Source organism: Sporosarcina sp. SAFN-015, assembly GCF_059415085.1.
In genome coordinates, this window is sequence record NZ_JBPFDR010000010.1 from 77429 (window position 1) to 91189 (window position 13761).

General features: G+C 43.7%; 12 protein-coding genes, 1 other RNA gene and 1 other annotated feature. Of the genes, 12 read left to right on the plus strand and 1 reads right to left on the minus strand.

The genetic code is table 11. From position 1 onward, the window contains the following. The first annotated feature begins 39 nt into the window (after window positions 1-39). From ssrS to ACR65H_RS16100, 3 genes are all read left to right on the plus strand, one after another. Window positions 40-222, plus strand: a non-coding RNA gene (gene ssrS / locus ACR65H_RS16090) — 6S RNA. 96 nt (window positions 223-318) lie between these two features. Then, window positions 319-1086, plus strand: coding sequence for a tRNA threonylcarbamoyladenosine dehydratase (locus ACR65H_RS16095; RefSeq protein WP_440501640.1), 768 nt, complete (start codon window positions 319-321; stop codon window positions 1084-1086). Between the two features lie 294 nt (window positions 1087-1380). Continuing rightward, on the plus strand, window positions 1381-2286 hold the full coding sequence (locus ACR65H_RS16100) for a chemotaxis protein (RefSeq protein ID WP_440501642.1): 906 nt from the start codon (window positions 1381-1383) through the stop codon (window positions 2284-2286). A 48-nt stretch (window positions 2287-2334) separates the two neighbouring features. Here the strand turns inward: ACR65H_RS16100 and ACR65H_RS16105 are convergent, their stop codons facing one another. After that, complete coding sequence (locus ACR65H_RS16105) at window positions 2335-3621, minus strand: replication-associated recombination protein A (protein WP_440501643.1); 1287 nt, start codon at window positions 3619-3621, stop codon at window positions 2335-2337. A gap of 154 nt (window positions 3622-3775) precedes the next feature. On the opposite strand from ACR65H_RS16105, the gene cymR reads away from it, so the two are divergent. The 9 genes from cymR to ACR65H_RS16150 all read left to right on the plus strand — a co-directional run bounded on the left by cymR (window position 3776) and on the right by ACR65H_RS16150 (window position 13666). Beyond that, window positions 3776-4195, plus strand: coding sequence for a cysteine metabolism transcriptional regulator CymR (gene cymR / locus ACR65H_RS16110; RefSeq protein ID WP_440501645.1), 420 nt, complete (start codon window positions 3776-3778; stop codon window positions 4193-4195). Between the two features lie 25 nt (window positions 4196-4220). Next, on the plus strand, window positions 4221-5363 hold the full coding sequence (locus ACR65H_RS16115) for a cysteine desulfurase family protein (RefSeq protein WP_440501647.1): 1143 nt from the start codon (window positions 4221-4223) through the stop codon (window positions 5361-5363). Window positions 5364-5384: 21 nt separating this feature from the next. Beyond that, on the plus strand, window positions 5385-6509 hold the full coding sequence (mnmA, locus tag ACR65H_RS16120) for a tRNA 2-thiouridine(34) synthase MnmA (protein WP_440501648.1): 1125 nt from the start codon (window positions 5385-5387) through the stop codon (window positions 6507-6509). Window positions 6510-6520: 11 nt separating this feature from the next. After that, on the plus strand, window positions 6521-7174 hold the full coding sequence (locus tag ACR65H_RS16125; protein ID WP_440501649.1) for a tetratricopeptide repeat protein: 654 nt from the start codon (window positions 6521-6523) through the stop codon (window positions 7172-7174). A 36-nt stretch (window positions 7175-7210) separates the two neighbouring features. After that, complete coding sequence (recD2, locus tag ACR65H_RS16130; protein ID WP_440501651.1) at window positions 7211-9664, plus strand: SF1B family DNA helicase RecD2; 2454 nt, start codon at window positions 7211-7213, stop codon at window positions 9662-9664. 38 nt (window positions 9665-9702) lie between these two features. Next, window positions 9703-9903, plus strand: a binding site (T-box leader). 55 nt (window positions 9904-9958) lie between these two features. After that, on the plus strand, window positions 9959-12592 hold the full coding sequence (alaS, locus tag ACR65H_RS16135) for an alanine--tRNA ligase (protein ID WP_440501652.1): 2634 nt from the start codon (window positions 9959-9961) through the stop codon (window positions 12590-12592). Between the two features lie 81 nt (window positions 12593-12673). After that, window positions 12674-12946, plus strand: coding sequence for an IreB family regulatory phosphoprotein (locus ACR65H_RS16140; RefSeq protein ID WP_060206092.1), 273 nt, complete (start codon window positions 12674-12676; stop codon window positions 12944-12946). Next, the gene (gene ruvX / locus ACR65H_RS16145) at window positions 12943-13362 is read left to right on the plus strand and encodes a Holliday junction resolvase RuvX (RefSeq protein ID WP_440501653.1); all 420 of its coding nucleotides are present in this window, start codon (window positions 12943-12945) and stop codon (window positions 13360-13362) included. The genes ACR65H_RS16140 and ruvX overlap by 4 nt, the downstream gene beginning before the upstream one ends. Before the next feature lie 10 nt (window positions 13363-13372). Beyond that, window positions 13373-13666, plus strand: coding sequence for a DUF1292 domain-containing protein (locus tag ACR65H_RS16150; protein WP_440501655.1), 294 nt, complete (start codon window positions 13373-13375; stop codon window positions 13664-13666). Window positions 13667-13761: the final 95 nt, after the last annotated feature.

Below are 13761 nucleotides of genomic sequence, written 5' to 3' on the forward strand. Positions count from 1 at the left end.
TTGAACGCAATTATTATGTATGGTAGTATACAAGTAATACGAATCCTGAAGTGTACGTTTTTTGCAAATCAGTTTTGACCGAACATATTTATCGTAGGGAGCTTTCATTCTGGCTTGGATGGAATGCCCTAGTAAAGGGACTTCAGAAGAGACTGATGAAGCACCCACCTGCTGAGTGCGGGTTCAAAACGATACTACAAAGACGGCACATTCGGGATTCGTTCCTATTCTTTTACAAACACTTGGTAGATTATATCCCCCTCTGGCGTCCTGCGGAGGGGTTTTATATTGACTTATATACGGAGAGGTGGAATACCATTGTTGCACCAATTTTCCCGGAATGAACTGGCTATAGGCAAGGAAGGCGTCGACTTAATGCGTCAAACGACTGTTGCTATACTAGGCGTTGGCGGTGTCGGTTCATTTGCAGCAGAAGCCTGCGCTCGCAGTGGCGTCGGCCGGATTATTCTTATTGATAAAGATACAGTAGACATTACGAATGTCAATCGTCAGCTCGTAGCAACATTATCAACGATCGGCCGGTCAAAGGTTGAAGTGATGAAAGAACGGATCCATGATGTGAACAAAGATTGCGAAGTGATCGGTCTTCATATGTTCTACACAGAAGATACGTACGAAGAGTTTTTCAGTTACAAACCCGATTACGTAATCGACGCATCAGATACAATCAGTTATAAAATCCATTTAATTAAAGAATGTGTTTCAAGAGGCATCAAGATCATTTCAAGTATGGGAGCTGCGAATAAACTGGATCCAACCCGTTTTCAAATTGCGGACATTTCTAAAACGCACACCGATCCAATCGCAAAAGTGATTAGACTCAGATTGAAAAAGGAAGGTATCAAAAAAGGGGTCCCTGTTGTATTTTCCGATGAAAGCCCAATTGTCATCCGAGAAGACGTCGCCGACACAGTCGGAAACCCGGACGCGCAAATTCGCAAGGCGAAGATGCCGCCTGCATCAAACTCCTACGTCCCTTCCGCTGCAGGGTTGGTCTGCGCAAGCTGGGTTCTCAACGATATCGTAAAAGACATTCATATCGAAAGAGTAAGGGACAAGAAGTAAAAATAAAGCTGTTTTCCTGTTATTTAGGGAAACAGCTTTTACTGTTTTCTAAAGGAATCTCCAGGATTGTAGCGAAAGGCGGCGACTCCTGTGGGAAAAGCTTGAGCTGAAAGCCCTGGAGGCGCAAAGCGATGAGGAGATTGAAGCCATGCCCACAGAAAGCGACTGCCTGAAGCGGAAATCCGGTATTGAAAAAGCCTTGTTCCCTTTATCCCCACCTGATACAATCAATTAGTAGGTCGAAAATCATGAAACTTAAGCATTATAATATAGAAATTGGAAGGATTGAAACCATTGCAAAAACAGGATGGAATCTTACTAGAAAGCGGTACGAACGAACTTGAAATCGTCGAATTCCAAATGGGAGACAACCGCTATGGAATCAACGTCATCAAAGTGAAAGAAATCATTCTTCCTACACCGATCACAGTCATCCCACACGCTCATCCATCCATCGAAGGAATCATTCAGCTCAGAGGGGCGGTCCTTCCTGTTGTCAATATGGAAAAAGTAATGGGGCTGCCGCAAACAATCGGCAAAAACGAAGGAAAATACATCGTCGCCGCCTTTAATAAGCAAGAAGTCGTTTTCCATGTCCATGAAGTCGCGCAAATCCATCGCGTATCATGGAATCAAATTGAAAAACCGGCAGATTTGTACACTGGGGACGCTTCCCAAGTAATCGGCGTCATCAAACGTGAGAATGACATGCTTCTACTTTTGGACTTTGAAAAAATCGTCGTTGACATTAATCCGGAAAGCGGAATTCAAGTCGAAGAAGTAAGAAAGCTAGGTGTTAGGGATCGGTCTCATAAAAAGATTCTCATTGCAGAAGATTCTGCGTTGCTACGGAAATTATTAAATGAAACATTAACAGAAGCGGGTTACGGTAATATTGAGTTCTTTGAAAACGGTAAAGATGCATTAGCATTTTTGAAAAATTTGATTGTTGAAGGTAAAAAGGTGAGTGATGAAATTCAACTAATCATTACTGATATTGAAATGCCTCAAATGGACGGGCATCATTTCACGAAGAGAATTCGTGCAAATAATGAACTGGCGATGTTACCGGTAATTATCTTCTCGTCATTGATCACTGATGAACTTAAACATAAAGGAATCAGCGTCGGTGCGAATGATCAAGTGAGTAAACCAGAAATTGCTGAGCTCGTACTCAAAATGGATAAGTATATTCTATAACAGAAAGCACCATCCTCGTATTCGGTGAGGACGGTGCTCTTTTTTGTTTTATTTCTCCTTCTTAAACGCCTTTAGCCGTTCATAAATGCCTGCCAGTCGTTTCTCTTCTCCTGCAATAATCGGCTCGTAAAACTCTGCCTGTTTAATTTTATCTGGCAAGTACTGCTGATTTACCCATCCACCAAATGTGCCGATCGGCGTATCGTGAGGGTAACGGTATCCCTCATGTCCAAGTTCAGCTGCTCCTGCATAATGCGTATCACGCAAGTGAAGAGGGATATCTCCCGTTTTTCCTTCGTTGATCGCTTTCACTGCAGAATCGATCGCTTTATAAGCGGAATTCGATTTGGAGGCAAGGCACATTTCAATGACAGCGTTCGCCAATGGAATTCGCGCTTCGGGCATACCTAGCCGGACAGCTGCCTCAGTTGCAGCAAGCACATGAGGGCCAACTTCCGGTGCCGCCAAACCGATATCTTCGTATGCCATGACAAGTAGACGGCGGGATACCGCAACGAGGTCACCTGTCTCAAGTAAATTAGCCAAATAGAAAATAGCAGCGTTCACATCACTGCCACGCACTGATTTCTGCAAGGCGGATAGCAAATTATAATGATGCGATCCTTTTTTATCCCCGACAAGCCCAATTCTTCCGATTAGATTATCGATAAGCCAGTCTTCAATAACGACTTTGCCTTCTTCTTCATCGCTTGCAGAAATGATAGATTCTAATAATGTTAGCGCTTTTCGGGCATCGCCGTTCACGCCTTCTGCAATTTTACGAATTTGGTCATCTGTCATCTCGATCGTCATTTTACCTAGGCCGCGCTCTTCATCGTGTAATGCCCGTTCAAGCAATTTGACCAAGTCTTCAGACTCCAACCGATTCAATTGAAGAATCTCGCCACATCTAGATCTGATGGCAGGATTTACATCGTGAAAAGGATTTTCAGTCGTTGCGCCGATTAGGATAATTGATCCTTTTTCGACATGAGGAAGCAGTGTATCTTGTTGTAGTTTATTGAAACGATGAATTTCATCAAGGAACAATATGACTTTACCTGTAATCCGAGCCTCTGCAACAACTTCCTCGACATCTTTTTTCCCTGAAACTGTCGCGTTCAATGCGATGAATGGCAAGTGGCTCGTACCTGCAATGGCATAGGCTAATGATGTCTTTCCGATTCCTGGTTCTCCGTATAGCAGCATAGAAGGGACATGTCCTTTGCTGATCATCCGATAAAGTGCCGTTTCTTTTCCAATTATATGTTGCTGTCCTGCAATATCATCTATGTTTTTAGGTCTCATGCGAAACGCTAACGGTTCATTATGCAATCAAATCACTCCCCCGTACATCCGTTCCACTATTATACACGACGGTAAGCACGAAGTCATTTGAAGGAAGCCTGACGGCAGTTATGCTATAATATTTTGAAGTGAACCGATGAATTACTAAGTGAAATGGACGAGAAAAGGACGTTGGTTATATATGAGGATTTCTACGAAAGGCCGTTATGGCCTTACTGTAGTTGTGGAACTTGGGAAGAAGTACGGAGAAGGGCCATTGCCATTACGAAAAATTGCTGAAGAGCATAATTTGTCGGAAGCTTATTTGGAACAGCTCATTCCGGCATTACGAAATAGCGGTATTGTGAAAAGTGTTCGTGGTGCATATGGCGGCTATAAACTTGCAAAGCCGCCAGGTGAAATTACCGCGGGCGACGTTATCAGATTGCTTGAAGGCCCTATCCAGGTCGTAGAAGGAATCGAGGACGACAAAGTTCCGCAACAGTCGTTATGGAACCGAATCGGTGACGCGATACGCGAAGTGCTAGACACAACGACAATCAAAGATTTGGTGGAGTCGGACGAATCGACTGATCTTGATGGATATATGTTCTACATTTGAAGTTAATCATTAAAGGAGTTTTATTATGCAAACGATATATTTGGACCATGCCGCCACTACTCCGATCCATCCAGAAGTAAGTGCAGTTTATATGAATGCAATGGATACAGTTTTCGGCAATCCTTCAAGCATCCATAGCTTTGGACGTAATTCCCGAAAATTGCTGGATGACGCACGCAAGACGATGGCGGAAGCAATCCATGCCGAACCGAATGAAATCATTTTTACATCAGGAGGCACAGAGGCCGATAATATTGCGGTTTTTGGTACTGCCGCTGCAATGAAGGAAAAAGGGAATCATATTATTACGACAGCGATTGAACACCATGCTGTTTTGAATTCGTGCAAGGAGTTGGAGAAAAGCGGTTTTCATGTGACATATTTGCCCGTTGATGAAAACGGTAGGATAAGTGCTGAACAGGTTGCCGAGGCGCTGACCGATCAAACAGTGCTTGTTTCAATTATGTACGGAAACAATGAAGTTGGCACGATTCAACCGATTAAAGAGATTGGCGCAATCGTTAAGGACCATCAAGCTATTTTCCACACCGATGCTGTCCAAGCATTCGGAATTATGGAGTTGAATGTAAATGAACTGCAAGTTGATCTGCTCAGCGTCTCTGCCCATAAATTGAATGGACCTAAAGGCGTCGGCTTCCTGTACCAAAGAAAAGGGCTCCAGACGACTCCGCTTCAATTCGGTGGAGAACAGGAGCGGAAAAGACGCGCAGGAACAGAAAATGTCCCTGCCATTGTAGGTTTTGCGGAAGCAATAAAAATTGCTAGAAATGAAATTGAAAACAATCATCAAAAATATAATCGATATAAAGCAATCATGACTGACATCTTCCGTAAAGAAGGAATTGACTTCGAAGTAAATGCGGATGAAGTCGATCGGCTTCCTCATGTTGTGAATATCAGCTTTCATGGAACTGAAATTGAATCGTTACTCGTCAATATGGATATGGCGGGTATCGCGGTATCGAGCGGCTCTGCATGCACCGCAGGATCGTTGGAACCGTCGCATGTATTATCTGCGATGTGGGGAAATGATTCTCCTAAACTTAGGAATTCTGTACGTTTTAGCTTTGGTCTTGGTCTCGATGAACAGTCGGTCCGCGATGCAGCGATGAAAACAACACAAATTATTAAGCGGCTTGTGAAATGAAAAAATAAAGGATGAATACGTATGAGAACTACAAATAAACCAATAGCCGAAACGCGGGTAGTCATTGGTATGTCTGGTGGAGTGGATTCATCTGTTGCTGCTCTTCTATTAAAAGAGCAAGGATATGATGTAATCGGCATTTTTATGAAAAACTGGGATGATACTGATGAATTCGGTGTTTGCACGGCAACCGAAGATTATGAAGATGTCATCAGCGTATGCAATGAAATCGGCATTCCTTATTATGCGGTTAATTTCGAACAGCAATATTGGGACAAAGTCTTCACATATTTTCTTGAGGAATATAAAGCAGGAAGAACTCCGAACCCTGATGTAATGTGTAACAAGGAAATTAAATTCAAGGCATTCCTGGATCATGCAATGAGCCTCGGCGCGGATTTTCTGGCAACAGGACATTATGCGCAAGTCGTTGAAACGGATCAAGGCGTTGCAATGCTTAGAGGGAAAGATGAAAACAAAGACCAAACTTATTTCCTCAATCAACTATCGCAAGAGCAATTGCAAAAAGTAATGTTCCCGATCGGCGGCCTTGAAAAATCAGAAGTAAGACAAATCGCTGAACGTGCAGGGTTAACGACAGCAAAGAAAAAAGACTCCACAGGCATTTGCTTTATCGGGGAAAGAAATTTCAAGGAATTCCTTGGACAGTATTTGCCTGCTCAACCAGGAGCTATGAAAACAATGGACGGCAAGACGGTCGGCAAACACGATGGCTTGATGTATTATACGATCGGTCAACGACATGGACTAGGGATTGGCGGTGCAGGCGATCCATGGTTCGTTATCGGCAAAGACTTAAAGGAAAATACTTTGCTCGTCGGTCAAGGATTCCATCATGACGCACTTTATTCCGATAGCTTAACGGCTATTAACATTGGCTTTGCGACTGCACGCACAATACCTACTACTTTTGAGTGTACAGCGAAATTCCGCTATCGTCAGCCGGATACGAAAGTGACAGTTCAATTAACTGGTGATGGCAATGCCAATGTCATCTTTGCTGAACCTGTTAGAGCAATCACACCGGGACAGGCAGTCGTCTTTTATGATGGCGAAGAATGTCTAGGTGGAGGAACGATTGATAAAGTAATAAAAAATGGCATGCATTTAGATTATGTAGGATGAGAGGAAATAGTATGGAACACAATGAAATAGGAATCAAAGCCCTGCAAGAAGGGGAATACGAAAAGGCGATTGAAGCGTTTATGAAAGCTGCAGAGCAGGAACCTGAGAATCCAGTTGGCTATATTAATCTTGGAAATGTCTTCGCTTCAGCCGGTGATACAGACAGGGCAGAACGGTTTTTCCAAAAAGCGATCAGTTTGGATGAAAATGCAGGTTCTGCGCTTTATGGATTAGGAAATCTTTATTATACGAATGAAAGATTTGAAGAGGCGGCAAAATTGTATGAAAAGGCGATTCGCGCAGGTTTGAATGAAGCGGATGCTTTTTTCATGCTTGGAAAGAGCTTGAAACAATCAGACAATCCAAAGCTCGCTTTACCGTATTTTCAAAGAGCGGCAGAGTTAGTGCCGGATGATTTGGAAATACGTTTATCGTACGGAATTTTACTAGCGGAAATGGAGCTCTTTGAAGAAGCGAGGAAGGAATTATCGTTTGTCATAGAGAAAGATAAAGAAAATGCGGATGCCCATTATAATTTAGGTGTCCTTTACGCGGTCTCAACCGATCGGAAGGATGATGCACTTTTCCATTTGGAAAAGGCATTTACGATTGAACCTGATCATACACAAGCACGATATATATTCGATATGATCAAATTAGGTTAATGTCTAAAATGGGCTAAACGTAAGGCGGTGATCTGTATGGCTGAAGGAAAAGGAAATAATGAAGCGATTTTTATCGTTGGACGGCCAGTCGTCACTATTTTCCATAATCCTGATAATCTCTTTTCCATTGTGAAAATGAAAATAAGTAAAACGAATAGCGGCTATGGAGATAAGGAAATTGTCATTAAAGGAAATTTTCCTCCTTTGGCGAACGAAGACGACTATAGATTGACGGGAAGACTTGTCAATCATGCGACTTATGGGAAACAGTTCGATGTCCACACGTTCACAAAAGAAATGCCAGAAACCGAAACGGGAATCGTCCATTACTTATCCGGTGATCTATTTCCTGGAATCGGAAGGAAAACTGCCGACACTATTGTGAAAACATTAGGTAAAGATGCCATTAAACAGATACTCGAAAATCCTGATGTGCTTGATCGGGTTCCAAAGCTGTCGGAAGAGCGGAAAGAGACCCTCATTACCGTTCTTCAGGAAAACCTTGGGTTGGAACGAAGCATGGTCCAGTTGAATGAGTGGGGATTCGGTCCCCAGCTTTCGATGCGCATTTACCAGACGTATCGGGAGGAAGTCATCGAGCTGCTAAAAGAAAATCCATTTAGGCTAATTGAAGACGTAGAGGGAGTCGGATTTCAACGGGCAGACGAATTAGGCAGACAGCTCGGAATCACTGGCAAACATCCATCACGAGTAAAAGCCGCAATCCTTCATACGATGAACCAAGGAGTTCAGTCCGCTGGGCATGTCTATTTAGAGGCAGAGACAGTACTGCCCGAAGTGAAGCGGTTGCTTGAATCGAGTCAATCGGAAGAAGTGCCATTTGACAATATTTCCCGAAGTATCATTGAGTTGGTTGAGGAGAGTAAGCTGTGCGGAGAAGGAAAAAGGCTTTATATTCCTTCACTTTATTTTTCGGAAATTGGCATCGCCTCTAAAATGGATAGAATTATGGAGAATGATCTTTCCGACAAGTTTCCGGTATCTGAAATCCGAAAGGCGATAGGTGAAGCGGAAGAGAGGCTTGGCGTCAGCTATGCTGAAACCCAAGTGGCCGCCATTGAAAAAGCTCTCCATTCACCTGTTATGATTTTAACAGGTGGACCGGGAACGGGGAAAACGACTGTCATCCGAGGTTTAGTAGAAGTATTTGCGGAGCTGCACGGCCTATCACTTGACCCGAAGTACTATGCGGATAAAGAAGAGACCTTTCCAATCGTTTTAGCAGCACCTACTGGACGAGCGGCGAAGAGAATGTCTGAATCGACAGGTTTGCCTGCAATGACTATCCACAGGCTTCTCGGATTCAATGGACAAGAAAAGGATGATGCAGTCGGTAGAGAGGTGGAAGGGCGGCTCATCATTATCGATGAAATGTCTATGGTCGACACTTGGCTTGCGCATCAGCTTCTGAAAGCCTTACATGATGATATCCAAGTATTATTCGTCGGCGACCAAGATCAGCTTCCACCTGTTGGTCCAGGCCAAGTGTTAAAGGATATGCTCGACTCGGAAAAGATTCCGGTCGTTGAACTGACTGAGATTTATCGACAAAGCGCCGGATCGACAATCATAGAAATGGCTCATATGATTAAGAATGCAAAGTGGACTGATGATGTCACTAGAAAAACGTCGGACCGCTCTTTCATAAAAGCAAACGGGGATCAGATACTCGAAGTGGTCGAACAGGTCGTGAAAAACGCCGTTTCGAAAGGTCACCATATTAGGAACATTCAAGTTCTAGCACCTATGTATAAAGGACCTGCAGGCATTGATGGACTGAACAAAATGATCCAGCAGATGGTAAACCCACCTGGACCTGATCGGAAAGAAGTCGTCTTCGGTGATGTCGTCTATCGTATTGGGGACAAAGTGCTCCAGCTCGTCAATCAACCCGAAAGCAACGTATTCAACGGTGATATGGGAGAAGTCATTTCCATCATTAAGGCGAAGGAGACAGTCGATAAAAAGGAATTGCTCATTGTTTCTTATGATGGAATCGAAGTGGAGTATGAGCGAAATGATCTAAATCAAATTACGCTCGCTTATTGCTGCTCCATCCACAAGTCCCAAGGAAGTGAGTTTCCTATTGTCGTAATGCCGATAGTCCGAGGATATAGGAAAATGCTGCGGAGAAATCTTTTATATACAGGCATAACTAGGGCTAGAAACTTCCTTATCCTTTGCGGTGAGCCGGAAGAATTCAAAATCGGTATTAACCGGACGGATGAGCTGGAACGGCAGACGACGTTGAAAGACCGGCTGCGGAAGGAATCCACTTTTGAAGACCGGACAGATACTGTAATAGCTCAGCAAGACGATGAGCTACAAGTTGAACCGATCGAAGCCGTCAGTGAAATTCCGGAAATCCCGAAAGAGTATAGGCTGACAAAGGAGACGATTTTCGGAATCGACCCGATGATCGGTATGCAAGGTATCACTCCTTTCGATTTTCTGGAAGCGAAGGATTGACACGGGGACGGGGATTCCCTATAATCCAAAGTATCATATGAAATTCGATGACGGAGAAAGTACGCTTACCGCTATGCTCAGAAAGGAATCCCTAGGCTGCAAGGATTCCCATGGCCGTTTGCCGGAAAGCTACTCCTGAGAGCAACTAACACTTGCCGTTAGCCGCGTTATGGCTTCTTGAGATACCGGCTTTCCGCCGGTAAATTAGGGTGGTACCACGAAAAATCTTCGTCCCTTGTACAGGGGCGGGGATTTTTTTATTTGTATCGCTCAACTATTAAAGGAGGATTACTCATGAAAAAATTAACAGCAGCTGAAATTAGAAGAATGTTTCTCGAATACTTCAAAGAACACGGCCATAGCGAAGAGCCATCAGCACCACTAGTCCCAATTGACGATCCATCACTTCTTTGGATCAACAGCGGCGTCGCAACACTAAAAAAATACTTTGACGGACGTGTAATTCCGACAAATCCGCGCATTGTCAATGCACAAAAATCAATTCGCACCAACGACATCGAAAATGTAGGCAGAACTGCTCGCCACCATACATTCTTCGAAATGCTCGGGAACTTCTCAATCGGTGACTACTTCAAAGAAGAAGCGATCATTCGCGCATGGGACTTCCTAACTAATGAAAAATGGATTGGCTTTGACCGAGAATTGCTCTCTGTCACTGTACACCCGGAAGATAATGAAGCATACGACATTTGGAAAGATAAAATCGGCATTCCTGAGGAACGCATTATCCGATTGGAAGGTAACTTCTGGGATATCGGAGAAGGTCCGAGCGGTCCGAACTCTGAAATTTTCTACGATCGCGGACCAACTTTCGGCGACGACTTCTCAGATCCGGAATTGTACCCTGGCGGAGAAAACGAACGTTATTTAGAAATTTGGAACTTAGTATTTTCTGAGTTCAACCATAATCCAGATCATACGTACACCCCACTACCGAAGAAAAATATTGATACAGGAATGGGTCTTGAACGGATGGCTTCAGTCATCCAAGAAGTGCCTACGAACTTTGATACAGATCTTTTCATGCCAATCATCCATTCAGTGGAAAAAGTGTCAGGTGAAAAGTATGGCGAGGATGATGTAAAGGATACCGCATTTAAAGTTATCGCAGACCATATCCGTACTGTTGCATTCGCGATCGGCGATGGTGCATTGCCTTCCAATGAAGGAAGAGGCTACGTCTTAAGAAGACTTCTACGTCGCGCTGTCCGCTTTGCAAAACAGTTGGGCATCAACAAGCCGTTCATGTATGAACTCGTTCCTGTCGTAGGGGAAGTTATGCAAGACTTCTATCCACAAGTCAAGGAAAAAGAAGCTTTCATTATGAAGGTCATTAAGAATGAAGAAGAACGATTCCATGAAACGTTGAATGAAGGATTGGCAATTTTGAATGGCGTCATCGAAAAAGCGAAAGCGAGCGGCAACACGATCGTATCCGGTGCGGATGCATTTAAGCTTTATGACACATACGGTTTTCCTTTCGAACTGACAGAGGAGTTTGCGGAGGAAGCAGGCGTTGAGGTCGATCGTGCTGGATTCGATGAAGAAATGGAAAATCAACGTAAACGTGCAAGAGCTGCACGGCTTGATGTCGATTCGATGCATGTACAATCGGAAGTGCTTGGCAATATTCACGAACAAAGTGAATTTATCGGCTATGATCAATTGTCTTGCGAGACAAAAATCATTGCACTCTTGCACAATGGCGAATTGGTCGCTCATGCTTCAGAAGGTGATGAAATTCAGTTCATGCTTGAACGCACTCCATTTTATGCGGAAAGCGGCGGACAGATTGCCGATAAAGGAATCATTACAAGTGATACATTTATCATCGATGTGAAAGATGTGAAAAAAGCACCGAATGGTCAACATTTGCATACTGCTGTTGTTCGTTCAGGTGAAGTATCTGAGAAAACCGAAGTATTAGCTGAAGTAAATCCGGAATTACGTAAAATGACGATTAAAAATCATACAGCAACACATCTTCTTCATAAAGCATTGAAAACCGTCCTCGGAGAGCATGTCAATCAGGCAGGATCATATGTCGGTCCTGACCGTCTCCGTTTCGACTTCTCCCATTTCGGGCAAGTGACGAAAGAGGAACTAGAAAAGATTGAAGCGATTGTTAACGAAAAGATTTGGGCAGACATTCCAGTCCAAATCGAACAAAAACCGATCGGCGAAGCAAAAGAGATGGGTGCGATGGCGTTATTCGGTGAAAAATACGGGAATATCGTTCGAGTCGTTTCAGTCGGAGATTATTCTATCGAATTATGTGGCGGCTGCCACGTGCCCGCAACGTCTACAATCGGCCTCTTCAAGATTGAATCGGAAGGCGGCATCGGAGCGGGAACGAGAAGGATTGAGGCGGTAACAGGCCAAGAGGCATATCATTCAATTAAAAACGAAGAGGCTCTTCTTACAAATGCCGCAGCATTATTAAAATCTAACCCGAAAGATATTGTTACGAAGGTTAGTGCATTGTTAGTAGAAATGAAAGATCTTCAACGCGAGAATGAATCACTTTCTGCTAAGCTTGGAAATAGTCAGCTTACGGATATCCTTGCTACTGCACAACAGATTGACGATGTGACAGTGCTAGCGGCAAGGGTAGATGTGAAGGACAATAATGCACTTCGCCAAATGATTGATGAATTGAAGCAAAAAGTGAGTAAAGGTGTAATCGTTTTAGGTGCTGCAGCTGATGAAAAAGTTCTATTGGCAGCGGGAGTGACAGAAGATTTGAAAAATGGGAACTTCCATGCTGGAAAAATCGTCAATCATGTAGCATCTCTCTGTGGTGGCAAGGGCGGAGGCCGTCCAGACATGGCGATGGCAGGTGCGAAAGATGCTTCTAAACTTGATGAAGCACTTCATTCCGTGTATGATTATGTCAAATCCGTTTAAGCGGAAATGGATGTCGGGTATAGAGCAAGTGGGAAAGGTATCCGATTTGTAAACGGACGATTGGAAAGCGGGGTGTCGACTATGAATTCATACGACAAGACGATGAAATTCAACTTTCCTGAAGAATCGATGGAGCAAGAAGTGAAACAAGTTATGCTTCATGTGCACAAAGCACTGGAAGACAAGGGCTACAATCCTATCAACCAAATCGTCGGTTACCTATTATCGGGCGACCCGGCTTACATCCCTCGCCATTACGAAGCGCGTAACCTAATCCGGAAGTTGGAAAGGGACGAGATTCTTGAGGAACTGGTGAAGTTTTATATCCGTGAAAACGGAGGTAAGACGAATTGAGGGTAATGGGAATGGATGTAGGATCCAAAACGGTCGGTATTGCAATCAGCGATGCGCTTGGGTGGACAGCCCAAGGCATCGAAACGATTAAAATCGATGAAAGTACCGGCCAATTTGGCATGTCTAGAATTCAGGAACTTGTAACTGAATATGCTGTCACCTCTTTCGTAGTCGGTTATCCGAAAAACATGAATAACTCTGTCGGTCCGAGAGGGGAAGCATCCGAAAAATTTGCTGACATGTTGAAAGAGACGTTTGGTCTACCCGTTATGCTTTGGGATGAACGACTGACGACGATGGCTGCAGAACGCATGTTGATTGCAGCTGACGTGAGTAGGAAAAAGAGGAAGACGGTCATCGATAAGATGGCAGCAGTCATGATACTTCAAGGGTATCTTGATTCAAAAAATAGATGAGGTGAATAGAATGGAACATGGACAAGAAACAATGACAGTCGTTGATGAGCACGGTGAGGAACATGTGTGTGAAGTAATCTTCACATTTGAGTCGGAGGAATTTGGGAAATCATACGTCCTATATCATATTTTAGGTGAGGAAGAAGTAGGCGATGATGAAGAAGTTGAAATTCATGCTTCTGCATTCATTCCTTCTGAAGACAACGAAGACGGTGAACTATTACCGATCGAAACTGACGAGGAATGGGACATGATCGAAGAGATGCTAAATACTTTCCTTGCAGAAGACGAAGACGAAGAATAATCCATATGTGCACGGACGGAATGGTGCAGGCCATTCCGTCTTTTTCACTGCCATGGACCTATAAATAAATAGTAATTGTTCGGAATGAGGTGATG

Coding starts and splice junctions, on each gene's coding strand:
- cymR (WP_440501645.1), top strand. CDS start 3,776: ATGAGGATTTCTACGAAAGGCCGTTATGGCCTTACTGTAGTTGTGGAA.
- ACR65H_RS16115 (WP_440501647.1), top strand. CDS start 4,221: ATGCAAACGATATATTTGGACCATGCCGCCACTACTCCGATCCATCCA.
- mnmA (WP_440501648.1), top strand. CDS start 5,385: ATGAGAACTACAAATAAACCAATAGCCGAAACGCGGGTAGTCATTGGT.
- ACR65H_RS16125 (WP_440501649.1), top strand. CDS start 6,521: ATGGAACACAATGAAATAGGAATCAAAGCCCTGCAAGAAGGGGAATAC.
- recD2 (WP_440501651.1), top strand. CDS start 7,211: ATGGCTGAAGGAAAAGGAAATAATGAAGCGATTTTTATCGTTGGACGG.
- alaS (WP_440501652.1), top strand. CDS start 9,959: ATGAAAAAATTAACAGCAGCTGAAATTAGAAGAATGTTTCTCGAATAC.
- ACR65H_RS16140 (WP_060206092.1), top strand. CDS start 12,674: ATGAATTCATACGACAAGACGATGAAATTCAACTTTCCTGAAGAATCG.
- ACR65H_RS16150 (WP_440501655.1), top strand. CDS start 13,373: ATGGAACATGGACAAGAAACAATGACAGTCGTTGATGAGCACGGTGAG.